General features: G+C 71.0%; 21 protein-coding genes, 1 tRNA gene and 1 pseudogene. 5 read left to right on the top strand and 18 right to left on the bottom strand.

What is annotated here, in order from left to right:
• The first annotated feature begins 52 nt into the window (after positions 1 to 52).
• Complete coding sequence (locus IE142_RS03175) at positions 53 to 649, top strand: histidine phosphatase family protein (RefSeq protein WP_043372669.1); 597 nt, start codon at positions 53 to 55, stop codon at positions 647 to 649.
• A gap of 100 nt (positions 650 to 749) precedes the next feature.
• Here the strand turns inward: IE142_RS03175 and IE142_RS03170 are convergent, their stop codons facing one another.
• Positions 750 to 2216 carry an NsdA family TPR-like regulatory protein gene (locus IE142_RS03170; RefSeq protein WP_191884254.1) on the bottom strand — a complete coding sequence of 489 codons (1467 nt, stop codon included), beginning with the start codon at positions 2214 to 2216 and terminating at the stop codon, positions 750 to 752.
• Between the two features lie 297 nt (positions 2217 to 2513).
• Here IE142_RS03170 and IE142_RS03165 point away from each other — a divergent pair, with 297 nt between their 5' ends.
• Together IE142_RS03165 and IE142_RS03160 are read left to right on the top strand one after the other, a co-directional pair.
• Positions 2514 to 2897: a hypothetical protein gene (locus IE142_RS03165; RefSeq protein ID WP_191884253.1), complete on the top strand. Its 384-nt coding sequence runs from the start codon at positions 2514 to 2516 to the stop codon at positions 2895 to 2897.
• 172 nt (positions 2898 to 3069) lie between these two features.
• Positions 3070 to 3939, top strand: coding sequence for a spermidine synthase (locus IE142_RS03160; RefSeq protein ID WP_191884252.1), 870 nt, complete (start codon positions 3070 to 3072; stop codon positions 3937 to 3939).
• A 28-nt stretch (positions 3940 to 3967) separates the two neighbouring features.
• Here the strand turns inward: IE142_RS03160 and IE142_RS36295 are convergent.
• From IE142_RS36295 to IE142_RS03140, 5 genes and pseudogenes are all read right to left on the bottom strand, one after another.
• Positions 3968 to 4301 (bottom strand): annotated as a pseudogene (locus IE142_RS36295) (hypothetical protein); the annotation flags it as partial.
• A 140-nt stretch (positions 4302 to 4441) separates the two neighbouring features.
• Entirely contained in the window at positions 4442 to 5890 is a 1449-nt protein-coding gene (locus tag IE142_RS03155) for a GH1 family beta-glucosidase (RefSeq protein ID WP_191884251.1), read from the bottom strand.
• 176 nt (positions 5891 to 6066) lie between these two features.
• Positions 6067 to 6978 carry a carbohydrate ABC transporter permease gene (locus IE142_RS03150; protein WP_100048639.1) on the bottom strand — a complete coding sequence of 304 codons (912 nt, stop codon included), beginning with the start codon at positions 6976 to 6978 and terminating at the stop codon, positions 6067 to 6069.
• A 12-nt stretch (positions 6979 to 6990) separates the two neighbouring features.
• Entirely contained in the window at positions 6991 to 8001 is a 1011-nt protein-coding gene (locus tag IE142_RS03145; protein ID WP_191884440.1) for a carbohydrate ABC transporter permease, read from the bottom strand.
• A gap of 5 nt (positions 8002 to 8006) precedes the next feature.
• Complete coding sequence (locus tag IE142_RS03140) at positions 8007 to 9332, bottom strand: ABC transporter substrate-binding protein (RefSeq protein ID WP_191884250.1); 1326 nt, start codon at positions 9330 to 9332, stop codon at positions 8007 to 8009.
• 365 nt (positions 9333 to 9697) lie between these two features.
• Here IE142_RS03140 and IE142_RS03135 point away from each other — a divergent pair, with 365 nt between their 5' ends.
• Positions 9698 to 10753 carry a LacI family DNA-binding transcriptional regulator gene (locus IE142_RS03135; protein ID WP_191884249.1) on the top strand — a complete coding sequence of 352 codons (1056 nt, stop codon included), beginning with the start codon at positions 9698 to 9700 and terminating at the stop codon, positions 10751 to 10753.
• A 210-nt stretch (positions 10754 to 10963) separates the two neighbouring features.
• On the opposite strand, the gene IE142_RS03130 is transcribed toward IE142_RS03135, so the two are convergent.
• From IE142_RS03130 to IE142_RS03115, 4 genes are all read right to left on the bottom strand, one after another.
• Positions 10964 to 11036, bottom strand: a tRNA-His gene (locus IE142_RS03130).
• Positions 11037 to 11181: 145 nt separating this feature from the next.
• Entirely contained in the window at positions 11182 to 11787 is a 606-nt protein-coding gene (gene orn, locus IE142_RS03125; RefSeq protein WP_043372686.1) for an oligoribonuclease, read from the bottom strand.
• Positions 11788 to 11941: 154 nt separating this feature from the next.
• Positions 11942 to 13135, bottom strand: coding sequence for a helix-turn-helix domain-containing protein (locus tag IE142_RS03120; protein ID WP_191884248.1), 1194 nt, complete (start codon positions 13133 to 13135; stop codon positions 11942 to 11944).
• Between the two features lie 387 nt (positions 13136 to 13522).
• Positions 13523 to 13876 (bottom strand): hypothetical protein, encoded by a 354-nt coding sequence (locus tag IE142_RS03115; protein ID WP_191884247.1) that lies wholly within the window; start codon positions 13874 to 13876, stop codon positions 13523 to 13525.
• Positions 13877 to 14176: 300 nt separating this feature from the next.
• Here IE142_RS03115 and IE142_RS03110 point away from each other — a divergent pair, with 300 nt between their 5' ends.
• Positions 14177 to 14704 carry a universal stress protein gene (locus IE142_RS03110; RefSeq protein ID WP_019325548.1) on the top strand — a complete coding sequence of 176 codons (528 nt, stop codon included), beginning with the start codon at positions 14177 to 14179 and terminating at the stop codon, positions 14702 to 14704.
• Positions 14705 to 14844: 140 nt separating this feature from the next.
• On the opposite strand, the gene glmS is transcribed toward IE142_RS03110, so the two are convergent.
• The 8 genes from glmS to IE142_RS03070 form a co-directional block, all read right to left on the bottom strand.
• Positions 14845 to 16662, bottom strand: a complete 1818-nt coding sequence (glmS, locus tag IE142_RS03105; protein WP_043372694.1) for a glutamine--fructose-6-phosphate transaminase (isomerizing) — start codon at positions 16660 to 16662, stop codon at positions 14845 to 14847.
• Between the two features lie 54 nt (positions 16663 to 16716).
• Positions 16717 to 16974, bottom strand: a complete 258-nt coding sequence (locus IE142_RS03100; protein WP_029393286.1) for a hypothetical protein — start codon at positions 16972 to 16974, stop codon at positions 16717 to 16719.
• A 77-nt stretch (positions 16975 to 17051) separates the two neighbouring features.
• Positions 17052 to 17933 carry a DUF4429 domain-containing protein gene (locus IE142_RS03095; RefSeq protein ID WP_191884246.1) on the bottom strand — a complete coding sequence of 294 codons (882 nt, stop codon included), beginning with the start codon at positions 17931 to 17933 and terminating at the stop codon, positions 17052 to 17054.
• Positions 17934 to 18014: 81 nt separating this feature from the next.
• On the bottom strand, positions 18015 to 19787 hold the full coding sequence (locus tag IE142_RS03090) for an IucA/IucC family protein (protein WP_191884245.1): 1773 nt from the start codon (positions 19785 to 19787) through the stop codon (positions 18015 to 18017).
• Entirely contained in the window at positions 19784 to 20338 is a 555-nt protein-coding gene (locus IE142_RS03085) for a GNAT family N-acetyltransferase (RefSeq protein ID WP_191884244.1), read from the bottom strand. Before IE142_RS03085 ends, IE142_RS03090 begins: the two co-directional genes overlap by 4 nt.
• Positions 20335 to 21615 carry a lysine N(6)-hydroxylase/L-ornithine N(5)-oxygenase family protein gene (locus IE142_RS03080; protein ID WP_191884243.1) on the bottom strand — a complete coding sequence of 427 codons (1281 nt, stop codon included), beginning with the start codon at positions 21613 to 21615 and terminating at the stop codon, positions 20335 to 20337. The genes IE142_RS03085 and IE142_RS03080 overlap by 4 nt, the downstream gene beginning before the upstream one ends.
• Positions 21599 to 23041 carry a lysine decarboxylase DesA gene (desA, locus tag IE142_RS03075; RefSeq protein WP_191884242.1) on the bottom strand — a complete coding sequence of 481 codons (1443 nt, stop codon included), beginning with the start codon at positions 23039 to 23041 and terminating at the stop codon, positions 21599 to 21601. The genes IE142_RS03080 and desA overlap by 17 nt, the downstream gene beginning before the upstream one ends.
• A 182-nt stretch (positions 23042 to 23223) precedes the next feature.
• The gene (locus IE142_RS03070; protein WP_191884241.1) at positions 23224 to 24084 is read right to left on the bottom strand and encodes a siderophore-interacting protein; all 861 of its coding nucleotides are present in this window, start codon (positions 24082 to 24084) and stop codon (positions 23224 to 23226) included.
• Positions 24085 to 24106 lie beyond the last annotated feature (22 nt).

Genomic DNA, 24106 nt, shown 5'->3' with positions numbered 1-24106 from the left:
GCGCGATGATGGAGGCGTCCGCTCAGACATTGCTCCCGGAAAGGCCCCATTCATGGCACCGCGCATCCTGCTGGCCCGGCACGGACAGACCGAGTGGTCGCTGTCCGGCAAGCACACCGGCAGGACCGATGTGCCGCTCCTCGAGGAGGGCCGGCGCGGTGCGAAGCTGCTCGGCGAGCGGCTGCACCGGGCGCCGCTGGACGGGCTGCCCGGCGTCGAGGTGCGCACCAGTCCGCTCTCCCGCGCGCGTGAGACCTGCGAACTCGCCGGCTTCGGCGAGCGCGCCCGCGCGTGGGACACGCTGATGGAGTGGGACTACGGGGCGTACGAGGGGATGACACCGGCCGAGATCCAGGCCGTGCGGCCGGGCTGGCTGATCTGGCGGGACGGGGTACCGCGCGGGGAGAGCCTCGCGGACGTCACCGCGCGTGCGGACGAGGTCGTCGCGTGGGCGCGGGAGACGGACCGCGACGTCCTGGTCTTCGCCCACGGGCACATTCTGCGGTCGATCGGGGCGCGGTGGCTGGGCCTGCCGCTGGACTTCGCGGCGCGGATACGGCTGAACCCGACGTCGCTGTCGGTGCTGGGGTGGGCGTACGGGGAGCCGGCGGTGGAGAGCTGGAACGACCTGGGGCACCTGGCGGGCTGAGCGGAAGGGCCGCGCAGGGGGCGGGCGCCGCCGCGCACGGGGCGGGCGCCGGTGCCACGTCGCCGCGGACAGCCGCACGCCGTCGTGGCCGTGGCGGAGTTCACGGGGTTCTCGGCAGCGAGGCGTGGCGGTCGAGGAAGGTCGACACTCCCGATGCCCTCCGGTGGGGGAGGAGGACCCGGGCCGTGCCCGCCAGCATCGTGTGGATACGGGAGGACTGGACCTCGGCGAGGAGGTCCATGACCCGCATGCCCGCCCCGGCCGCCTCGTCGGGGCGGCCACCGCGGGCCAGGTCGTCCGCCAGTTCGGCCGAGTACAGCGCGAGGTTCCGGGTGAAGTGCGGGTCCTGCAGCCCGGCCGCCCGGCGTGCGTGCCGGGCCGCCCGGGACCAGTCGCCCAGCGTGGACCAGCACTGGGCCTCCAGCCCCTCCAGCTCCGCCTCGCCGTAGAAGCTCATCCACTCCGGATCGGCGTCCGAGCGGCCCCGTCCGAACAGTGCCTGCGCGCGGGTCAACGCCTGCTCGCAGCCCGTCCGGTCGGCGAGCCCCGCCCAGCCGCCCGCCTCGCGCAGCGCGAGCAGGGACATCAGCCGGGCCGAGCCCAGCGGGCGGGCGGCGCGCTGTGCGGCCTGGGCCGCCCGCACCGCCTCGCGCGGACGTCCGGCGTCGCGGGCCAGGAACGCCATGTTGCAGAAGGTGTGCGCCTCCAGCGCGGGGTCGCCGGTCATCCGGGCGGTGGCGAGGGCCTCGGCGTAGTGGGAGCGTGCGTCGTCGAAGCGACCGGAGTCGTGCGCCAGCCAGCCCACGGAGATCGCGAGTTCCCCCGCTCCGGCGTACAGTCGGTCCGCCGTCGCCTGCCGGGTCGCGCCGGCGTCCAGCAGCGCGTACGCGGTGCGCAGCGGGGCCGCCGCGCGCCGGTAGAGGCCGTCCGCGCCGTGCCGGTCGTCGAGCAACCTGATCCGGCGGACGGCTTCTTCCAGCGCGCCAGCGTGGCCCGCCCCGGCCCGGCGCAGGGGTTGTCCGGCCGCCGCGGCGTCGTGGGCGAACCCCAAGGGGCCCAGCGAGGCGGCGGCCACCGTGGCACCGCTCGTCATGAATGCGCGACGCAGCACGTCGCTCTCCTCGTTGTTGTCGTGCGTGTCGTACGGGTACTGCGTTTTCTGTGTGTTCTGCGTTTTCCGTGTGTCGTACGGCGCGCGCGCCCCTCGCGTCTCAGTTGTGGTGCGCGTCACCCGGTCTGTGCGCGCCGGGGGCGCGTCCTCGGTGGCACGCGCCTGGCGTCCACGTACCGACGAGCGGGGCGCGAACCCCAGGTCGGTGAGCGTGCGGCCGGGGAACATGTGCAGGAACACCCGCTCGTACGCGTAGTTGGGGCAGCGGATCTCGCCCGCCTCGACCCGGCCGACGTAGCGCGCGTCACAGCTGACCCGCTCGCCGATCTCACGCGCGGCGCGGCGCACCGCCGCCGCGAACTCGGCCGGTGAGCGCTTGCCGCGCAACCGCCGGAAGGCGAGGTTGGGCCGCGGTGGCCGGTCGGGCTGGGCGGAGGTCACCGTTGACGACGCCATGGCCGGGTCCTCTCGTGCGAACCGTCGAACCATGCCGGGAAATGGGGGACGTGCGGTTGTTCCTCCGTTTGTCGTCCCTGTTTCCGGCGAGCAAGAACGTACCTGCTGTGACGGAATGATCACGCGGTGTTTGGCTGCAAACCGGATATCTCATCCACGATCTGCCATGAAGTGCCATCCTTTGCGGCTGACTTGCGCCGTAGCCGTTGACGTCCCGCCGCGTTGAACCCTGTGGACCGGGAGGCCCCCGACTCCCGACCCGCTCGTCCGAGGAGGAGTTCCGTGGTGGAGGCCGGGATGGATACCAGAGGGATCAGCGAGCCCGTCCGCGACGCCTGCGACGTCGTCACCGTGCCGACCCGGCAGGGCCTGGAGGCGGTCGACATCCTCAGGCGGGGTACCGGTGACGGGGTGGGCCCCGTGATCCACGACGACGGCTGCGACACTCTCGGCTTCCTGGTGCCGTCGGGCACGGCCGCCGCCTGGGACGTACCGGGAAGCACCTGCACGGAGACGGGCGGCCGCGGACTGCGCCTCGACCCGGACCCGGCGCCCCCGGTGGCGGGATCGGACTGGCTGCTGCCGCCCGGCGAGGCCGACCTGGCGACCGACCCCGCCGTACTGCGGGCCGCGCTGGGCGAGGCGGCCCGGCTGATCGAGGCCGCGGACAGCTGCCGCTGAGCGGGACGCGGGCCGGGCACGGGCACGTCCGGCAGGCATGCCAGGCGCTCGGTCCGGCAACCGTCGGGCACGGGCTTGCTCTGGCGTCCGTCGGGCACGGGCTCGGCCCGGCACGCGCCGTCACGGGCTCGGCCCGGCGAACCGAGTACGGGCGTGGCCCGATAATGGGCTGATGGGAAAGTCCAGGAACACCCGTCGTGGGCGCGCGGCCGTGGAAGCCGTCGTCGAGGACGTCGACGGCGGGCGTGCCGAGCTGGTCCCCGACCGGGAGCGGCCGAGGGCCTGGACGCTGCTGATCGACGGCGCCCCGCAGTCGCACGTCGACCTCGACGACCCGGCGTACCTGTCCTTCGAGTACCAACGCCGTATCGGCCACGTCATCGACCTCGCCGCCCCGCCGGGCAGACCCGTGCACGCCGTGCACCTCGGCGGCGGCGCGTTCACCCTCGCCCGTTACGTCGCCGCCACCCGACCCCGCTCCACCCAGCAGGTCGTCGAGCGGGACGCCGGTCTCGTCGAGCTGGTCCGCCGAGAGCTCCCCCTGGACCCCGGCGCCCGGATCCGGGTCCGGTCCACCGACGCCCGCGCCGGGCTGGCGAAGGTCCCCGACGGCTGGGCGGACCTGGTCGTCGCGGACGTGTTCGGCGGGGCCCGTACACCGGCCCACCTGACGTCCACCGAGTTCCTCGACGAGGTCCGGCGCGCGCTCGCGCCCGGCGGGGTCTACGCCGCCAACCTCGCCGACGGTCCCCCGCTCGCGCACCTGCGAGGCCAGATCGCCACCGCCGCCGACCGCTTCCCGGAGCTCGCCCTCGTCGCCGATCCGGCCGTGCTGCGCGGCAAGCGCTTCGGCAACGCGGTCCTCGTCGCCTCCGACCATCCGCTGCCGGTCGCCGAACTCACCCGGCGTGCCGCCTCCGACCCGCACTCCGCGCGCGTGGAACACGGCCGCGCGCTGAGGGACTTCACCGGTGGTGCCGCACCCGTGACGGACGCGGCGGCGGTGGACTCGCCCGCGCCGCCGGCCTCCGTCTTCGGGTGAGGCGTCGCCGCAAGGCGACTCAGGCGCCTCAGTAGCTTCCGATCTCCACCCGCGGCGGCCCGTCGTGCCACGTGCGGAAGACCGGCACCCGGTCCGTCCCCGAGGTGAACTCCACCCGGATCCACGACTCCGTCCTCCACACCTGCATCGACCAGCCCGCACCGCGTCGCCGACACCCGGGACGCGGAGGCCGTACCCAGGCCGAAGACGGCACGGCCGCACTCGGTGTCGTAACTCCGGACGCGGCCGGAGGCCGTGGGGGACGGGTCGGGGGCGGGCGCGGTGGGCGCGGCGGTCCGCGACGGCGCGGGGTCCGGCTCGCGGGACATCCCGCTCGGTGGCGTCGCGCACGTCCGCGTCGGCCGCCGTAAGCGGGGCGCGGCACCCCCCGTAGGACACCGCGCCCCTGCCCGTGCTTCCCCGGAGCAGTGGTCCACTCGCCCGAGCCCGAGCCCGAGCCCGAGCCCGAGCCCGATCCCGAGCCCGATCCCGAGCCCGATTCCTAGGCCTGTGCCTCGGCCGCCCCCACCGCCGGCAGCGTGCCCGTGCGCGCCGCCCGCCCGTACCACAGGGCGCTCGACTTGGGCGTGCGCTGCTGGGAGGCGTAGTCGACGTACACCGCGCCGAACCGCTTCTCGTAGCCGTAGGCCCACTCGAAGTTGTCCAGCAGGGACCACAGGTAGTAGCCGCGCACGTCGGCGCCGTCCGCGATGGCCCGGCGGACCGCCCTGAGATGACCGTCCAGGTAGGCGACCCGCTCGGGGTCGTGCACCGTGCCGTCGGCGCCGGGCTTGTCGTCGTAGGCGGCACCGTTCTCGCTGATGTACAGCGGCAGGCCCGGTGCCTCCCGGTGGTAGCGCATGATCAGCTCGTGCAGGCCGGTCGGGTCGACGCTCCAGCCCATCTCCGTACGCTCGCCCGGCGGCTGGTGGAACGCCACGTCGTCCGCAGCGGGCCACGGGGAGTGGTCGCTCTCGCCGTGGCCGTCGGCGCGCGGGGCGCGCTTGTCCGCGTCGGCCGCCGACACGACGGTGGGCGTGTAGTAGTTGAGGCAGACCGCGTCGATCGGCTGGCGGATCAGCCCCAGGTCGCCGTCCTGGACGTACGACCAGTCGGTGAGCGAAGCCGTCGCCTCCAGCAGGGTCCGCGGGTAGGCGCCGTGCAGGATCGGGCCGTGGAAGATCCCGCCGGACAGGTCGTCGATCTTCTGCGCGGCCGCCAGGTCCGCCGGGCTCTGCGACAGCGGCCGGACGACGGAGGTGTTGAGGCTGATCGCCACCGAGTTGCGGGTCGGCATCACCGAGCGCAGGGCCACCGTGCCGAGGCCGTGCGCCAGGTTCAGGTGGTGCGCGGCGCGCAGCGCGGCCGCCGGGTCGGTACGGCCGGGGGCGTGCACGCCGGAGGCGTAGCCGAGGAACGCGGCGCACCACGGCTCGTTGAGCGTGATCCACTGCTCCACGCGGTCGCCGAGCGCCTCACCGACGATCTGCGCGTACTCGGCGAACCGGTACGCCGTGTCCCGCTCGGGCCAGCCGCCCGCGTCCTCCAGCTCCTGCGGCAGGTCCCAGTGGTAGAGGGTGACGGCCGGCTTGATCCCGGCGGCCAGCAGCTCGTCGACCAGGCGGCGGTAGAAGTCCAGGCCGCGCTGGACGGCGGGGCCGCGGCCGGTGGGCTGCACCCGGGGCCAGGAGATGGAGAAGCGGTAGGCGCCCAGCCCCAGCTCCTTCATCAGCGCCACGTCGTCGCGGTACCGGTGGTAGTGGTCGACAGCGATGTCACCGGTGTCGCCGCCGGCCGTTTTCCCCGGGGTGTGGCTGAAGGTGTCCCAGATCGAGGGGGTGCGGCCGTCCTCCCGTACCGCGCCCTCGATCTGGTACGCCGAGGTGGCGGCGCCCCAGAGGAAGGCAGGGGGGAAGGTCACCGGGGTCACCGGCGTTTCGGACTCAAGCATGGAAGCGCTCCCATAGAGGGGTTGTGGCGGGTCGTCCGGGTCGTGGGAATCCAGACGGCGGAAGACCGACGGGTGGAAGTACGAGGGGGGAAGGCGGGGCCGGGACGGCGGTGGCCCGGCCCCCGGGGCGTGCGCGAGCACTTGGCGGACGGATGTCAGCCGTTGTCGGGCGGGCGTCAGCCCTTGACGGCGCCCTGCATGATGCCGCCCACGATCTGCTTGCCGAAGATCGCGAAGACCAGCAGCAGGGGCAGGGTACCGAGCAGCGCGCCGCCCATGATCAGGGCCTGGTCCGGGGTGAAGCCGCGGCCGAGGCCCGCCACCGCCACCTGCACGGTCGGGTTGCCGTTCTGCGTCAGCACGAGGAACGGCCACAGGAAGTCGTTCCACACCTGCACGAAGATCAGCATGCCCAGCACGGCCATCGCGGGCCGCGCCGCCGGGAACACCACGTGCCACACCACGCGCCAGCTGCTCGCGCCGTCCACGCGGGCGGCCTCGATGATCTCGTCCGGCAGCGCCTGGAGCAGGTACTGCCGCATGAAGAACACGCCGAACGCGCTGACCAGCGACGGGAAGATCACCGCCTGGAGCTGGTCGGTCCAGTCCAGCTTGGCCACCATCATGTACAGCGGGATGATGCTGAGCTGCGGCGGGATCATCATCGTGCCGACCACGATCAGCATCAGCGCGTTGCGGCCCCGGAACTTCAGCTTGGCGAAGGCGAAGCCGGCGATCGTCGACAGGAAGACGACGGTGACCGCCGAGATCCCGGCCACGATCGTGGTGTTGAGGATCGCCTCGCCCATGTTGGCGTCGGTCCAGGCGATCTCGATCTTGTCGAGGAGGTTGCCGCCGAACCAGAACGGCGGCGGCGTCTGCGCCAGGCGCTGGTTGTCGCGGGAGGCGGCGATCGCCGTCCACACCAGCGGGAACAGCGAGCCGATGGTGAACAGGGCGAGGATGATGTACGCGACGGGGCCGGCGTGCATCTGTCCGCCGGCCCGGGCCGACTTGGGCCCGCGGCGGCCCCGCCGGGGCGGCTCGGGCACCGGCTCGGCCGGGGGTTTGGTCAGGGTCGTCGTCACGGCCGGTTCTCCTTAACTACTGGCGCGCAGCCGGCGCGAGATGACGTAGTTGACGATCCCGATCACGATGAGGATCAGGAACATCGTCCAGGCGATCGCGGAGGCGCGGCCCAGGTGCTGGTTGACCCAGCCCTGCTCGTACAGGTACAGGCCGAGCGTCTGGAACTGGTGCTGGGAACCGCCCGAGGCACCCTTGTTGGCGTCGAACAGCAGCGGCTCGCCGAACAGCTGGGAGGCGCCGATGGTGGACACGACGACCGTGAAGAGGATCGTCGGACGCAGCTGGGGAAGCGTGACGTGGATGAACTGCCGCCACCGGCTGGCACCGTCCAGCGCCGCCGACTCGTACAGGTCCTGCGGGATCGCCTGCATCGCGGCCAGGTAGATGAGCGCGTTGTAACCGGTCCAGCGCCAGATGACGATCGACGAGACGGCGATCTGGGACGGCCACTTGTCGCTCTGCCAGTCGATCTTGTCCAGGCCGACGAGGTCGAGGGTCCAGTTGATCATGCCGTAGTCGCGGCCGAAGAGCAGCACGAAGACGAGCGAGGCGGCGGCGATCGACGTCGCGTACGGCGCGAGCATCACGACGCGGTAGAACGTGGAGCCGCGCAGCTTGTAGTTGAGGATGTGCGCGAGGCCCATCGCCATCAGCAACTGCGGCACCGTGGAGATGATGCCGATGGTCAGCGTGTTCTGCGCGGCGTTCCAGAAGAACTCGTCGTCGAAGATCCTGGTGAAGTTGTCCAGGCCCGTCCACTCCATGTCGGTGGGCGCGGTCAGCTCCACCGTGTGCAGCGAGGCCCAGCCGGTGTAGATCAGCGGGAACAGGCCGAAGGCGGCGAACAGCAGGAAGAACGGGGAGACGAACGCGTACGGGCTCCAGCGCAGGTCCCGCTGCCAGCGGCGGGAGAGCCGGGCCCGCTTCCTCGCCTCCCCGGGGGAGGCTGGTGCCCCGGGCCCTCGGCCCGGGGCCGCGCCCCCCTTCGAGGGGGGCGCGGCGGTGTCGTGCCGGGTGGTCATTCCGGTCACTTCTCCAGGTTGTTGTCGATGGTCTTGGTGGCGTTCTCCCAGGCCTCCTCGGGCGACTTGCCCTGGGTGACGAGGATGACGCCGTTGTCGGTCAGACCCTGCTGGATGATCTGGTCCTTCGGGCCGATCACCTGCGCCGGGATGGCCTCGGCGGCCTTGGCGAAGATGTCACCGATCGGCGAGTCACCGGTCATCTCGTTCTCGGCGTCGGTCACCTGCGGCAGCTTGTACGCGGCCGGCGCGCTCGGGAAACTGCCCTGCACGGCGAACAGCTTGGCCTGCTGCTCCGGCGCGGTCAGCCACGCGACGAACTTCTGCGCCTCCTCGACGTTCTTGCCGCTCTTGGGCACACCCAGGAAGGAGCCGCCCCAGTTGCCGGACTTCGGCGCCGCGGCCACGTCCCACTGGCCGGCCGCCTCGGGCTGCGACTTGGCCTTGATGGTGCCGAGCATCCACGGCGGGCAGGCGACGGTGGCGAAGAGGTTGTTGGAGATGGTCTGTTCCCAGGCCGGCTGGAACTGGGTCTGCGCCTGGACCAGGTCCTTCTCGGCGGCCTCGGCGGTCAGGTCGAAGGCCTTCTTGACAGCGGGGTTGCTCTTGTAGACGACCTTGCCGGAGGCGTCGTAGAACTTCTCCTCCTCACTGCTGAGGATGGCGTTGATCAGGCCGCCGGGCGAGTCCATGAAGTAGGTGTCCTTGCCGGCGCCCTCCTTGTACTTCTCGCCGGCGTCGATGAACTTGCTCCAGTCGCCCGCCCACAGCTTGCTGACCTCGTCGCGGTCGGTGGGCAGGCCGGCCTTCTGGAAGAGGTCCTTGCGGTAGCAGATGGCCATGGGGCCGATGTCGGTGCCGAGGCCGACCGCCTTGCCGTCCTTGGTGACGCCCTGCTTCCACTTCCAGTCCAGCCAGTTGCTGGGCTGCACACCCTCGACCTTGGACATGTCCACGAACTTGTCCGCCTGGGTCTCGACGACCTCGGCGATGTTGCCGACCTCGATGGCCTGGACGTCCTGCAGGCCGCTTTCGGTGGTGAGGTGGTTGACCAGGGCGGGGTAGTAGTTCTCGTTCCGCTCGGTGACCGTCTCCTCGATGTTGATGTCCGGGTTGAGCTTCTCGTACTCCTCGTAGAGGCCGGCCTCCTTGAAGCCCATGGTGCCGAACAGGCCGAGGGTGATGGTGGTCTTGCCGCTGCTGTCGCCCGACGACGAGCCGTCCTCGTCCTTGCCGTCGTCGGCACAGCCGGCCAGCAGCCCGGCGCCCAGCGACGCGATGGCCGCCACGACCACCGCCTTGCGGGCCGATCCTCTGCGTGCTGCTCGCATTGCGTCCTCCTGTTGCCCTGACGTGCCGACCCCCCGGCCAACTACATGGTTGGACCCGCTGCTTCATGTCGTTCGTTCGTCGCTGCGGCTCGGGCGGGGAACGTGCGGGATGTGTAAGTGCCAGGTAGTGTGGGAGCGCTCCCACGAGTGATGTCTTGAAGAGTCGCGGCTCCGAGCGGGGGTGTCAAGGGAACGGACGCGACGAACTGCGTTCAGTTATCTGCCTGTTAACTGGACGCCGTGAGCGGCACGGAAAGCCCTCCCGCACGGCGGGCGGCGGCCCGGAGCCGGTCATTACACCCGACCGGCCTGTTAAATTCCAGGCCAGCCGCAGAGTGCGGGGGTGTCGACGGGAGGCGGAGCCGATGGTGGGCCACGGAGCGCGTGGGCGGAGCGGTGGCCGGCCCACCCTCGAAGAGGTGGCGGCACGGGCGGGCGTCGGCCGCGGGACGGTGTCCCGGGTGATCAACGGCTCGCCCCGGGTCAGTGACGCGACCAGGGCGGCCGTCGAGGCGGCGGTCGCGGAACTCGGCTACGTCCCGAACACGGCGGCCCGCGCGCTGGCCGCCAACCGCACGGACGCGATCGCGCTGGTCGTGCCCGAACCGGAGACCCGCTTCTTCGCGGAACCGTACTTCTCGGACATGCTCAAGGGCGTCGGCTCGGAGCTGTCCGACACCGAGATGCAGCTCCTGCTGATCTTCGCGGGCAGCGACCGCGAACGGCGCCGGCTCGCCCAGTACCTGGCCGCGCACCGCGTGGACGGCGTCCTGCTGGTCTCGGTGCACGCCGACGACCCGCTGCCCGACATGCTCTCCCAGTTGGAGATCCCCGCGGTGATCAGCGGCCCGCGCTCGGCCGCGGAGTCACTGGCGTCGGTGGACTCGGACAACTACGGCGGCGCCCGCTCGGCCGTCGAGCACCTGCTCTCCCGGGGGCGCCGCCGCATCGCGCACATCACCGGCCGCCTCGACGTCTACGGAGCCCAGCGCCGCGTCGACGGCTACCGCGCGGCCCTGCGTGACGCCGGCCACGCCGAGGACGAGCAGCTGATCGAGGCGGGTGACTTCACGGAGGAGGGCGGCCGCCGCGCCATGGCGGAACTGCTGCGCCGTCGCCCCGACCTGGACGCGGTCTTCGCCGGCTCGGACGTGACCGCGGCCGGCGCCCGCCAGGTGCTGCGCGAGGCGGGCCGGAGCATTCCGGACGACGTGGCACTGGTCGGCTACGACGACTCGGCCATCGCCCGCCACATGGAGCCGCCGCTGACCAGCGTGCGCCAGCCCATCGAGGAGATGGGCCGCGCGATGATAGACCTCCTCCTGGCCGAGATCGCGGACCGCCGCCCGGCGGCCTCCCGCGGGCTGGACCGGCACCAGGTGGTGCTGGCCACTGAGCTGGTGGAGCGGGCGTCGTCCTGACCCGGTGGTCCTCTTTCGGCCGTCCCCTGCCGAGCGGCCGGAAGAGGGCGGCGCGGTCGCGGACGCGGGTGCCGCCGCGGCCCGGGCTGATGACCTTGCCAACGTTGTCCCTGGCGGCTGGGGCGGGTGACCGTTACCGGGCTGCCGGGGGGCGTAGATCAGAACACGATGAAGGGCTGACCCTTTACAGGTCAGCCCTTCATCGAACAGGGTGAGTGACGGGACTTGAACCCGCGGCCACCTGGACCACAACCAGGTGCTCTACCAACTGAGCTACACCCACCAAGGCCGGTACTGGAATCCCGCGAGGCGGGCTTTCCCGACCGGCTGAGAAAAAGTGTACAGGGTCCGAAGGGGTGCTCGCGCCCGCCTTTTCCGACGCCGCGGGCCGCCGGACCGGCGCCGCCGTGCCGCGGCGCTGTCCGGCGTTACTGGCCGGCGGGCAGGACGTGCTTGGCGGCGATGGCCTTCGCGGTGTCGGAGTCGGGGCCCGGCTGCGGTACGAAGACGGCCTCCCGGTAGTAGCGCAGTTCGGCGATGGACTCGCGGATGTCGGCGAGCGCGCGGTGGTTGCCGTTCTTCTCGGGGCTGTTGAAGTACGCCCGCGGGTACCAGCGGCGGGCCAGCTCCTTGATGGAGGACACGTCGACGATCCGGTAGTGGAGGTAGTCCTCCAGCGTGGGCATGTCCCGCAGCAGGAAGCCGCGGTCGGTGCCGACGGAGTTGCCGCACAGCGGGGCCTTGCCGGGTTCCTTCACGTGCTCCTTCACGTACGCGAGGACCTGTGCCTCGGCGTCCGCGAGTGTCGTGCCGCCGTCGAGCTCGGCGAGCAGGCCGGAGGCGGTGTGCATCTGACGCACCACTTCCGGCATCGTCTCCAGGGCCCGCTCCGGCGGGCGGATGACGATGTCGACGCCCTCGCCGAGGACGTTCAGCTCGGAGTCGGTGACGAGGGCGGCAACCTCGATGAGCGCGTCGTCGGACAGCGAGAGGCCGGTCATCTCGCAGTCGATCCACACCATGCGATCGTTCATGCGGCCACTTTACGGTGGGCGCCCGTTCTCCAGTCCCCGGCGTCGGTGCCCGCCTCTCCGGGGGCTGCCGCCCCCGCGCCCCCGCTTCGGCCTGGACGGCCTCGTCCTCGAACGCCGGACGGGCTGGAACGTGCCCGTCCGGCGTTTCACAGGATCACGGCGCGCTGCGCTGCCCCGGCAGGCTGCCCGCCGCGGCGGGCAGCGGTGCCGCGGTGCGGCGGGACTGGAACGGGACCGCGTTCTCCGGTGACAGGGCAGCCGGGTCCGACGGTGGGGCGGTCCGTGGGCCACCGGCGGACTCCGGGTCCACCGCGCGGTCGCGGTCGCCCTGTGGGCGGCGGGCCCGGTACGCGGCGCGGTAGGCGGCCGGCGACGAACCCAGCTGGCGGCGGAAGTGGCCGCGCAGCGCCACCGGCGAGCGGAAGCCGCAGCGGCCCGCGACCTCGTCCACCGAGTAGTCGGACGTCTCCAGGAGCCGCTGCGCCTGGAGGACCCGCTGGGTGATCAGCCACTGGAGCGGGGCGCTGCCCGTCAGGGAGCGGAACCGGCGGTCGAAGGTGCGGCGGCTCATGTACGCGCGGGCCGCCAGCGTCTCCACGTCGAACTGCTCGTGCAGGTGCTCCAGCGCCCAGGCGACGACCTCGGCGAGCGGGTCGGCGCCGATCTCCTCCGGTAAAGACCTGTCGAGGTAGCGCTCCTGGCCGCCCGAGCGGCGCGGCGGTACCACCAGGCGTCGGGCCAGCGCGCCGGCCGCCTCGTTGCCGTGGTCCGTGCGCACGATGTGCAGGCACAGGTCGATGCCGGCGGCCGTGCCCGCCGACGTCAGCACGTCACCGTCGTCCACGAACAGCTCGCGCGGATCGACGTGCACCGACGGATAGCGCTTGGCCAGGGTCGGCGCGTACATCCAGTGGGTGGTGGCGGGGCGGCCGTCCAGCAGGCCCGCCGCCGCCAGTACGAAGGCGCCGGTGCACAGCCCGACTATGCGGGCGCCCTCCTCGTGCGCCCGGCGCAGCGCGTCGAGGGCTTCCTCCGGCGGCGGTGAGGTGATCGACCGCCAGGCGGGCACGACGACCGTGCCCGCGCGCGAGATCGCCTCCAGCCCCTGCGGCGCCGTGAGTTCGAGGCCCCCTGTGGTCCGCAGCGGGCCCTCCTCGCCGGCGCACACCAGAAGGCGGTAGCGCGGCACGCCGGCGTCCTGGCGGTCAATCCCGAACACCGACAGCGGTATGGAACTCTCGAAGATGGGGCCGCCACTGAACAGCAGCACCGCGACGATCTCCTTGCGGCGTCGCCCGGAGAGCTTCCGGGCCGCGGCTTCCGGCGCGGCAGCGGAGTCGTGGCTCATAACTGCTAAGCCCCCCTCGGTGGTCGCGGCGCCCTGATCCTTTCGGGTCTGTCGCTCCAACACGTTTCCCCTCGGTCCTGCACGAGTCCCCCGCCGTAGACAGTCAAGATCGAATCTACTGTGTCCCGTCGCGCCGAGGTGGCCGGTTCGGCACTTGGGACATTGTCGACATGGCAACTTGGCGTGAAGCAGTCGATCACGAAGCGTTGCACTCCGGGGCGCCACAGGGAAGTGCGCCTTGTCGCAGTGGCCAATCCCCGTAGGGTGCGCGGGGCCCCCTGAACCCTTTCCGTGCAGGTGGAACGGGGGTTCGGAGGTGGTGGGGGCCAGGGATGAGCCACCCACGGAAGTTGGCTGAAAAGATGCGGACGCGTGCGCGGAAACCGGTCAGTCGACCGGTGTGTTCTTCCTAGTGTGCCGTCCTCCCCTGTGAACCGGTGGTCCGGCCCGGTGCCGGCGCCCGGTCGGCACCGCGCGATGTGTGCCGTGCGGTCGGCCCGCGACGCGCTGGGAGCGGCGCAGCAGCAGGCGGCAGACGCCGGTGACGGCGGCCAGCCCCAGGGCCGTCCCGGCGGCGCCGGTGAACGAGGTGCCGCAGTGGAGGAGTACGACGGGGACCAGGACGACGCTGAAGGCCGCCCAGCGGACGAGATCGGTGACGCCGTCCCGGGGCGGCGGCGCGGCCGTACCGGCCCCGGTCGCACCGGACGGCCGCTCGGCGTGCTGGTGCGGTTCGGACATGGCGCTCCGTGCTCCCTCGGGCTGGCGGCGAGAAGATCAACGCCCGGACGGCGCGTCGGTAACGACCGGTCACGGACAGTTGAATCCCGCGCAAACCGCCTGTACAGCGCAGCAACCATTGCGTTACGGGCGCCCCCTCGTGCATGCTCCCTGGAACCCCGCGGCGGACCCTGCGCGGGATCTGGGCGAAGGAGGCGTGCCGCCGTACCCTCGGGGGTATGGGCCTGGGAAGACCATTCCTGGACACAGCTCCGCCGCACACTGTTGTCCCCCATAGAGGATAAAAACGCCGAGACAGCCATGGCCGGTCACGAATTCTTCGAACCCGCGGACCGCAAGCGGCCCGTCGCCGAACCTACGGCGGCCGAGCCCCTGGCGGCCGAAGAGCCACGCCAGTCGTGCGACCCAGCCTTCAAGCACGGCGTCGTCGTCGGCTTCGACGGCTCCACTTCCAGTGAGCGCGCCCTCGCGTACGCGATCGGCATGGCACGCCGGCTCGGATCGGGCCTGGTCATCGTGCACGTCGCCAACCGGCTGCCGACCACCGTGTGGGCGGGCTGCGAGCCCCCCGTCTTCGTGGACGTGCCGGACCACCGCACCGAGGTGCTGGGCCTGGAACTGGCGTGCGCGGACTACCTCGCCGAGGTGCCCTGGATCCTGGTCGAGCGCGGCGGCGACATCTGCCACGAACTCGAGGAGGTGGGCCGGGAGTACGAGGCGGACGCCATCGTCGTCGGTTCCAGCCACGGACTGGTGGGCCGTCTCTTCGGCTCCGTCGCCGGCCGGCTCGCCAAGCGGGCCCAGCGGCCCGTGGTGGTCATCCCGTAGCAAGGGCATACAGGGGTCACCGCACCACCGCACATGACGCAGGGCCCGGGGGCCGGGCGGCCCCCGGCGACGGAACGGCCCCCCGCGTGCCGGTGGCATACGCGGGGGGCCCGTCCGGTCGACTCGGTCCGTGCTGGTGCTTACTCCACCGTCACCGACTTGGCGAGGTTGCGGGGCTTGTCGATGTCCCGGCCGAGGGCCAGGGCCGTGTGGTAGGCGAGGAGCTGGAGGGGGATGCCCATGAGGATCGGGTCGAGTTCGTCCTCGTTCTTCGGGACGACGATCGTGTGGTCGGCCTTCTCCTGCTCCTGGTGGGCCACGGCGAGGATCTGGCCGCTGCGGGCCTTGATCTCCTCCATCGCCGCGCGGTTCTTCTCCAGGAGGTCGTCGTCCGGCACGATCGCGACCGTCGGCAGGGCGGGCTCGATCAGGGCGAGCGGGCCGTGCTTCAGCTCGGAGGCCGGGTAGGCCTCGGCGTGGATGTAGGAGACCTCCTTGAGCTTGAGGGAGGCCTCGCGGGCGACCGGGTAGCCACGGACCCGGCCGATGAAGAGCATCGAGCGGGCGTCGGCGTACTGCGCGGCCAGCTTCTTCACGTCCTCCTCCTGCTTCAGCATCTCCTCGATCTGCGCGGGCAGCTTGCGCAGGCCTTCGATGATCCGCTTGCCGTCGCGCACGGAGAGGTCACGGGTGCGGCCCAGGTGCAGGGCGAGCAGTGCGAAGGCGACGCAGGTGTTGGTGAAGCACTTGGTGGAGACGACGCAGACCTCGGGCCCGGCGTGCACGTACATGCCGCCGTCGGCCTCGCGGGCGATCGCCGAGCCGACGACGTTGACGATGCCGAGGACGCGGGCGCCCTTGCGCTTGAGCTCCTGGACGGCGGCCAGCACGTCGTAAGTCTCACCGGACTGGGAGACGGCGATGTACAGGGTGTCGGGGTCGACGACCGCGTTGCGGTAGCGGAACTCGGAGGCGGGCTCGGCGTCGGCGGGGATGCGGGCCAGCTCCTCGATCATCTGGGCGCCGATCTGACCCGCGTGGTACGAGGTGCCGCAGCCGAGGATCTTGACGCGGCGCACGGCGCGCGCGTCGCGGGCGTCCAGGTTGAGGCCGCCGAGGTGCACGGTGGAGAAGCGGTCGTCGATCCGGCCGCGCAGCACGCGGTCCACGGCCTCGGCCTGCTCGTGGATCTCCTTGTGCATGTACGTGTCGTGGCCGCCCATGTCGTAGGAGGCGGCCTCCCACTCCACGGTGGTGGGCTCGGAGGTGGTTCGGGTGCCCTCGGTGGTGTAGGTGCGGAAGTCGTCGGCCTTGAGGGTGGCCATCTCGCCGTCGTCGAGGGTGACTATCTGCCGGGTGTGGGTGACCAGCGCGGCGATGTCCGAGGCGACGAACATCTCCTTCTCGCCGATGCCGAGGACGACCGGCGAGCCGTTGCGGGCGACGACGATGCGCTCGGGGAAGTCGGCGTGCATCACGGCGATGCCGTACGTGCCCTCGATCACCCGCAGCGTCTCGCGGACCCTGTCCTCCAGCTTCGCCGCCTCGGAGCGGGCGATGAGGTGGACGAGGACCTCGGTGTCCGTCTCGGAGAGGAACTCGACACCGTCCGCCTCCAGCTTGCGGCGCAGGTCGGCGGCGTTGTCGATGATGCCGTTGTGGACGACGGCGACCCTGTTGTCGGCCGACATGTGCGGGTGGGCGTTCTCGTCGGAGGGGGCGCCGTGGGTGGCCCAGCGGGTGTGGGCGATGCCGGTGGTGCCCTTGAAGCGCGCCGGGACCTTGGCCTCCAGGTCACGGACCCGGCCCTTGGCCTTGACCATCTTCAGGCCGGCCGCCTTCGGAGACGTGACGACGATGCCCGCCGAGTCGTAACCGCGGTACTCCAGGCGCTGGAGACCTTCCAGGAGCAGGGGCGCGACGTCACGCTTGCCGATGTATCCGACGATTCCGCACATGTATACGTAGACCTCGTGTCTCTCTTCGGCTTCCCAGCCGTGGACGACGGCTTCTCAGCCGTAGACGATGCGGCGCAGCTGACGGAGCGACAGCTCCGGTGGAGCCACCGCGCGGTACTTCAGTTCCGCCTCGATCCGCTCGAAGATCGTCGCGTTCACCAGGCCCTGGGCCTGGAGCTCGCGGTGGCGGCGACGGACGAATTCCTCGGTCGTCTCGTCGAAGTAGGCGAGCACGTCCTGGATCACGCGCAGCGCCTCGCCCCGGTTGAGGGGGGTGGACCGCGTCAGATGATCAACGAGTTCGTCGTGCACCCCGTAGATCCTGGAGTACGGGACGCACTTGTGCAAGAATCCTGCCCGATTTCGGGCAAGCGGCCGGAGGTGCGGGTCTACATCCGCTTCAGCACTGCCTGCTTCGCCAGGGTGAACTCCTCGTCGGTCAGCACCCCCGACCGGTGCAGTTCGCCCAGCTCGCGCAGCCGCCGCAGCAGCGCGTCGTGGTCGTCCTCGGTGGCGGGCGGCGGTGCGGGTGCCTGCTCGGCCGGCCGGGCGTCCTCCACGGCGGCCGGGGCGGACGGGTGCGGGAGCCGGGCCTGCACGGCCGCCGCGACCAGGGCCATCAGCGGGTCCCGCTTGAAACCCCACAGCTCCACCGCGTTCGGGTCGTACTTGGGGGGCACCTTGCTCGGTGCCGCCCGCACGGTGAAGCGGAGGTGGCCGTTCTCCAGGCCGACCGTCGGCTGCCACTCCACCGCGACGATGTCGGCCAAGGGCAGGGTGCGCGGGCCGGCGGCCGACTTGGCGTCCTCCGCCTGCCACTTCCACTCCAGCCGCACCCGCTCGCCGTCGAAGCTCGCGACGCCGTCCCCGGCGGAGACCGACAGCGGCACGGAGGGGCCCGGCAGCAGGTAGGAGTCGACCGGGCCGGAGGGGATCTGGTCGAGGAGCAGGGCGTTGCGCACCTCGTCCACGAAGTACTCGGCGACGCCGTACCGGTCGGGCTCCACCGTCAGCTGGTACGGATCGTGCGGCTCGGTCAGCCGGCCGCCGGTCGCGTGCAGCAGGGGGTCGGCGCCGTCCCGCAGCCGCAGCCGCAGCCGCCCCGACTTCTTGCCCTGCTCGAACGATATGCCCGCCAACGCCGGCAGGGGGACGAGCAGTTCACCCAGTTCCCTGCGGAGCAGGCTGACGTTCTTGTCCCGACCGGGAGTCAGCCGCAGGGTGTCGCCGTCGAAGACCCACGTTCCGTCTTTCTGGATGATTTCCGCCATGCGGGAATTGTTTCACCGACGCCCGGCGGGCACCCCGGAGGACCGTCTCCGAGGTGCCCGCCCGCTTGCGGGGGCCTTCGCCTACCGGCCCGCGATGGGGTTCTTCAGGTTGCCGATGAGCTGGAGCGCGCCGGACGGGTCGGCGAGGTCCACCATCTGCTTGTTGTTGCGCAGCTGGAGCCGGTTGAGGCAGGACAGCGCGAACTCGGGCGCGAACATGTCGTACCGGTCGAACTTGTCGGCCAGCTCCGGCACCGACTCCTGGTACGCGCGGGTGACCTCCGCGACGGTGCGCCAGAAGTCGTCCTCCTCGACGACGCCCTCCTGCGCGAGGTTGGCGGCGAGGAAGCGGAAGAAGCAGTCGAAGACGTCCGTGAAGATCGACAGGAGCTTCTTGTCCTCCGGGACCTCCACGGCGATCCGCGAGACCTCCGGCGGCAGCACCGCGTCCGGGTCCATCACCGCGATCTCCTCGGCGATGTCCTTGTAGACCGCGCGCTGTACGACCCCGTCCTTCAGGACCAGGATCACGTTCTCGCCGTGCGGCATGTAGACCAGGTCGTAGGCGTAGAAGCTGTGCAGCAGCGGGACGAAGTACGCCCGCAGGTAGTGCCGCAGCCACTCGGTGGGCGCGAGCCCCGACCGCTCGATCAGCGCGCCCGCGAAGGAGGCGCCCTCGTGGTCGACGTGGACCAGGGAAGCCATGGTGGCGAGGGTCTCGCCGTCCTGGAGGGACGGGACGGGGCTCTCCCGCCACAGCGCCGCCAGCATCTTGCGGTACGGCGAGTAGCGGTCGGTGGCCTGCTCGTACTCCAGGTGCCGGTAGCCGACGGCCGCCCGCTCCCGGATGATCGTCAGGCCCGTCGACTTCAGCACCGGGTCGGACTCGATGAGCTGGGCGAGCCAGTCGTTGATGGCCGGGGTCGCCTCCATGTACGCCGCCGACAGGCCGCGCATGAAACCCATGTTGAGGACGGACAGGGCCGTCTTCACGTAGTGCTTCTCGGGGTGCGAGGTGTTGAAGAAGGTGCGGATGGACTGCTGGGCCAGGTACTCGTCGTCGCCCTCGCCGAGGCAGACCAGGTGCCCGCGGGCGACCTCGGCGGCGAAGGTGACGGTGAGCTTGTTCCACCACTGCCAGGGGTGGACCGGGATGAAGAGGTAGTCGGCCGGGTCCAGGCCACGGTCGCGCAGGACGCCGTGGAACCGGTCGACGGTCGCCTCGCCCAGCTCGTCGCGCACGAAGGACTCGTACTCGATCCCGACGCCGGCCGTGAACGCCGCCCGCGAGCGGTGCGCGGCCAGCCACACCAGCCGGACGGGGCTCGCGGTCTCCGGGGCGTACGACAGGTACTCGTGGATGCCGAAGCCGAGGCGCCCGTTGTTGGCGACGAAGCAGGGGTGGCCCTCGGTCATACCGGTCTCGACGGCCTGGAAGTCGCTCTTCGCCAGCTCGGCGGAGGTGAGCTTCGGCTTGGTGAGCTTGTAGCAGGTGCCGGAGAGGGTGGAGGAGATCTCCTCCAGGTAGACGGGCAGGATCTCGTCGCTCAGGCCGAGGGACTCCTTCAGCTCGATGAAGAAGTCCAGCGCGGCGAGCGGCAGCTCGGTGCCGTCGCGGTGGCGGGTGATCGAGGCGGCGTCGACCTGCCAGTGGTCCAGAGCGCGGACGGTGGCGGTGAAGCGGTACTCGGTCTTGCCGTCGTCGGAGCGGACGACGTATGCCTCACCCGCCCACTGTTCCGGCGTGATCAGCCGCTCGTGGGTGAACTCGGCCAGTGCCTTGCGGATCAGGAGGCGGTTGGCCTGCTCCCAGTGCTCGGGGGTCAGGTGGGCGACGGCGTCGGCGAGGCTCATGCGGACACCGCCTTCTCGAACTGCTCGCGGCTGCAGAAACTCAGCAACGCCTTCTTCTCCGGCTTCTGGATCTCGCGCGCGGGCACGAATCCGACGGCTGCGTTCAGGGCGTGGACGGCCTTGTTGTCGACGTCCGGCTCGACGACGACGCGGGCGGTCGCCGGGTCGGCGAACAGCTCGGTCATCACGGCGGTGATCACGGCGCGGGTGAAGCCGTGCAGGGGCCGGTCGGTGGGGGCGACCAGGAAGTGCATGCCGACATCGCCCGGCTCGGGTTCGTACAGGCCGACCAGCTCGCGGTGGGCGGGGTCGTACTTCTCCATCAGGAAGGCGGGGACGCCGTCGTGCAGGCCGACGTAGGCGTGGTGGTGCTCGTCGGCGGCTATCTCCATGTAGGCCCGCTCGACGTCCACCAGTTTCGCGTCCTGCATCATCCAGAACGCCGACTTCGGGTGCGTGACCCAGCTGTGCAGCAGTACGGCGTCCTTCAGCGGGTCGACGGGACGGAGGGTGAGCGCGCCGATGTCGGCGGCCGTGGTGGGGGTGGTCATGCGCTGAACTCCTGGAACGCGATCGTCTTCTCGACCGGGTAGTACTCGGTGCCGAGCAGCTCTCGGATGATGTAGCTGTTGCGATAGGCACCCATGCCCAGATCGGGGCTGGTGATGCTGTGCGTGTGGACACCCGCGTTCTGCAGGAACACACCGCCGCCCGTGACGTCGACGGCGTAGTTGCGGGCCACGTCGAAGTTGCCCCGGGAGTCGTAGCGCAGCCGGTCGCGGACGGGCTTGAGGAACTCCGGCTCGGCGTACCGGTAGCCGGTGGCCAGGATCAGGCCCTCGGTCTCGATCTCGAAGTCCGTGCCCTGCTCCTCCTGGCGGAAGCCGAGCGTGTACGTGCCGTCCGCGTACCGGGCGTCGGTCAGTGCCGAGTTGGTGAGCAGGCGGGTGGGGACCGGGCCGCCGAGCTTCTTCTGGTAGAGCAGGTCGAAGATCTCGTTGATCAGATCGCCGTCGATGCCCTTGAACAGGCCCTTCTGTTCGGACGTGAGGCGGTAGCGGGTGTCCTCGGGGAGCGCGCGGTAGTAGTCCACGTACTCGGGAGAGGTCATCTCCAGCGTGAGCTTGGTGTATTCGAGGGGGAAGAAGCGGGGGGAACGGGTCACCCAGTTCAGCCGGTAACCGTGGACGTCGATCTCGCCGAGCAGGTCGTGGTAGATCTCGGCGGCGGACTGGCCGCTGCCGATCAGTGTGATCGACTTCTTCTTCACCAGCTCCGCCCGGTGCTGCACGTAGCGGGAGTTGTGGATGAAGTCGCCGGCCAGGCCACGGCAGGCGTCGGGGATGTGCGGCGGGGTGCCGGTGCCGAGGACCAGGCGGCGGGCGCGGTAGGTGTCGCCGGAGGTGGTGGTGACGACGTACAGCTCGTCCGTCTCGTCGTACGTCACCTCGGTGACCGTGGTGGAGAAGCGGACGCTGCTCAGTTTGTTCGCGGCCCAGCGGCAGTAGTCGTCGTACTCGACGCGCAGCGGGTAGAAGTTCTCGCGGATGTAGAACGAGTACAGCCGGCCCTTCTCCTTCAGGTAGTTGAGGAAGGAGTACGGGGACGTCGGGTCGGCGAGGGTGACCAGGTCCGACATGAACGGGGTCTGGAGGTGGGCGCCGTCCAGGAACATGCCGGCGTGCCACTCGAAGTCCGGCTTGGACTCCAGGAAGACGCCGTTCAGTTCGGCGATGGGCTCGGTCAGGCAGGCCAGTCCGAGGTTGAAGGGGCCGAGGCCGATCCCCACGAAGTCGTACGGGGCACTGGCTTCAGGAAGCGCGGTCAAGGGACTCTCCCAGGTACTGCTCGGCGTGGCCGGCGATCAGGTCGAGGACGGCGGCGATGTCGGCCGTGGTCGTCTCGGGGTTGAGCAGGGTGAACTTCAGGTAGTGGCGTCCGGCCACCTTGGTGCCCGCGACCACGGCGTCGCCGGAGGCGAACAGGGCCTTGCGGGCGTACAGGTTGGCGCGGTCGATCTCGGCGGGGTCGGTGACGGCCGCCGGGATGCAACGGAAGACCAGCGTGGACAGCGACGGCTGGACCACGACGTCGAAGCGGGGGTCGGCGGCGAGCAGTTTCCAGCCCTCGGCGGCCAGGTCGCACACCTCGTCGAAGAGCTCGCCGATGCCGTCGGCGCCCATCACGCGCAGTGTCATCCACAGCTTGAGCGCGTCGAAGCGGCGGGTGGTCTGGAGGGACTTGTCCACCTGGTTGGGTATACGTTCCTGCACCATGCGGCGCGGGTTGAGGTACTCCGCGTGGTAGGTGGCGTGGCGCAGGGTGGCCGCGTCCCGGACCAGCACGGCGGACGAGCTCACCGGCTGGAAGAAGGACTTGTGGTAGTCCACGGTGACCGAGTCGGCCCGCTCGATGCCGTCGATGCGGTCCCGGTACTTGAGGGAGGCGAGCAGTCCGCAGCCGTAGGCCGCGTCCACGTGCATCCACACGCCGTACTGCTCGCACAGCCCGGCGATCTCCGGCAGCGGGTCGATGGAGCCGAAGTCGGTGGTGCCGCCGGTGGCGACGACGGCCATGGGGACCAGGCCGTCCTCGGCGCAGCGCTCCAGTTCGCGGGCGAGAGCGACGGTCTGCATCCGCTTGTCCTGGTCGACGGGGATCGACACGACGGCGTCCGGGCCGAGGCCGAGCAGTTTCGCCGACTTCTTCACGCTGAAGTGGCTGACCTCGGAGGCGAAGATGCGCAGGTCGGCGAAGTTCTCGGCCTTCGCCTCCTCGCGGGCCAGCAGCAGCGCCTGGAGGTTGGACTGGGTGCCGCCGGAGGTGAAGACGCCGTCGGCGGCCGGGCCGAGGCCGATGCGGGCGGTGGTCCAGTCGATCAGTTTCCGCTCGATGAGCGTGCCGCCGGCCGACTGGTCCCAGGTGTCCAGGGAGGAGTTGACCGCGGAGAGCACCGCCTCGCCGAGCACGGCCGGGATGACGACCGGGCAGTTGAGGTGGGCGAGGTAGCGGGGGTGGTGGAAGTAGATCGCGTCACGGAGGTAGACGTCCTCCAGCTCGTCGAGGACCGCGGCCGTGTCGTGCAGTGGCTTGTCGAGGTCGATCTCGTCGATGCGAGGGGAGAGGGCGTCGACCGTGACGCCGGTGAACGGACGGTCGGTGGTGGCGAGTTTGGCGGCCACCCGCTCGACTCCTTCGGTCACGGAGCGGCGGTACTGCTCCGCGGTGGTGTCGTTGAGCAGGTGCGAGCGCATGTGGGGGTCCTCCGGTGGGGACGGTCCGAGAGGGACGGGAGAGGGCGGAGCCCTGGCTTCGACTTAGGCAAGCCTAACCTAATTATGATCGATCAAACATGTGCCAGTACGTGACTGCCGTCACTCAGGTCCCACCCGGGCGTCACGGACGGTGAGTCGGCGCGCTGCGGGGGCGCGGGGCGTCAGCCCTGTTCGCGCAGCTGCTCCTCCGTCAGGCCCTGGCGCCAGTAGCCGACGAAGGTGACCCGGCGCCGGTCGATGCCGCGTTCGCCGACGAAGTGCCGGCGGAGCTGCTTGACGCGGCCGGATTCGCCGGCGATCCAGACGTACGGGTGTTCCGCGGGCGTCAGTTGGGCCGCGCGGAGGGTGGCGAGGGTCGTCTCGGGGCCGTCGGCCGCGTCCTTGACCAGCCAGGTGACCTCGGCGTCCGCCGCCGTCCGGAGGTCCTGCACGTCGTCGGCGCGCGGCACCTCCAGCCAGACCCGGGCGCGGGTGCCGGGCGGCAGGGACTCGACGACGGCGCAGGCGGCCGGTACGGCGGTCTCGTCGCCCCAGATCACCACCAGGTCGGTGTCCTCGGGCGGCCGGAAGCGGATCGCCCGGTTGTCCGCGACCGCCGGGCCGAGCAGGACGACCCGGTCACCGGGGGCGGCGCCGGCGGCCCAGCGGGCGGCGGGGCCCGCCTGGACCGCCGACTCCGGTTCGACGCCGTGCAGGACGAAGTCGATGTCGATCTCGGCGGTGTCCCCGTCGGCGTCCCGGCGCAGCGCCCGGAGCGTGTACGAGCGCATCACCGCCCGCACGTCGTCCGGCAGTTCACGCCACCCCTGCCACCACCCGTCGCCCAACTCGATGGGCACGGCGGGTTCCGACTGGCCCGGGTGCGGCAGGAACAGCGACAGGGACTGGTCCCGCCCGTCCGAGTGGAAGGCGCACAGGTCGGGGCCCGCGAACGTGACCCGGGCCAGAGACGGACCGAGCCGCCTCGTCCGTACGACCTGGAGGGAGAAGAAGCGGAACGGGGCGGCGACGGCCGTCGTCATGAAGGGCTCCGGGGGAGAAGGG

The organism is Streptomyces mutabilis, assembly GCF_014649815.1.
Taxonomy (GTDB): Bacteria; Actinomycetota; Actinomycetes; order Streptomycetales; family Streptomycetaceae; genus Streptomyces; species Streptomyces mutabilis.
This window is presented reverse-complemented; position numbering and strand designations above follow the sequence as displayed.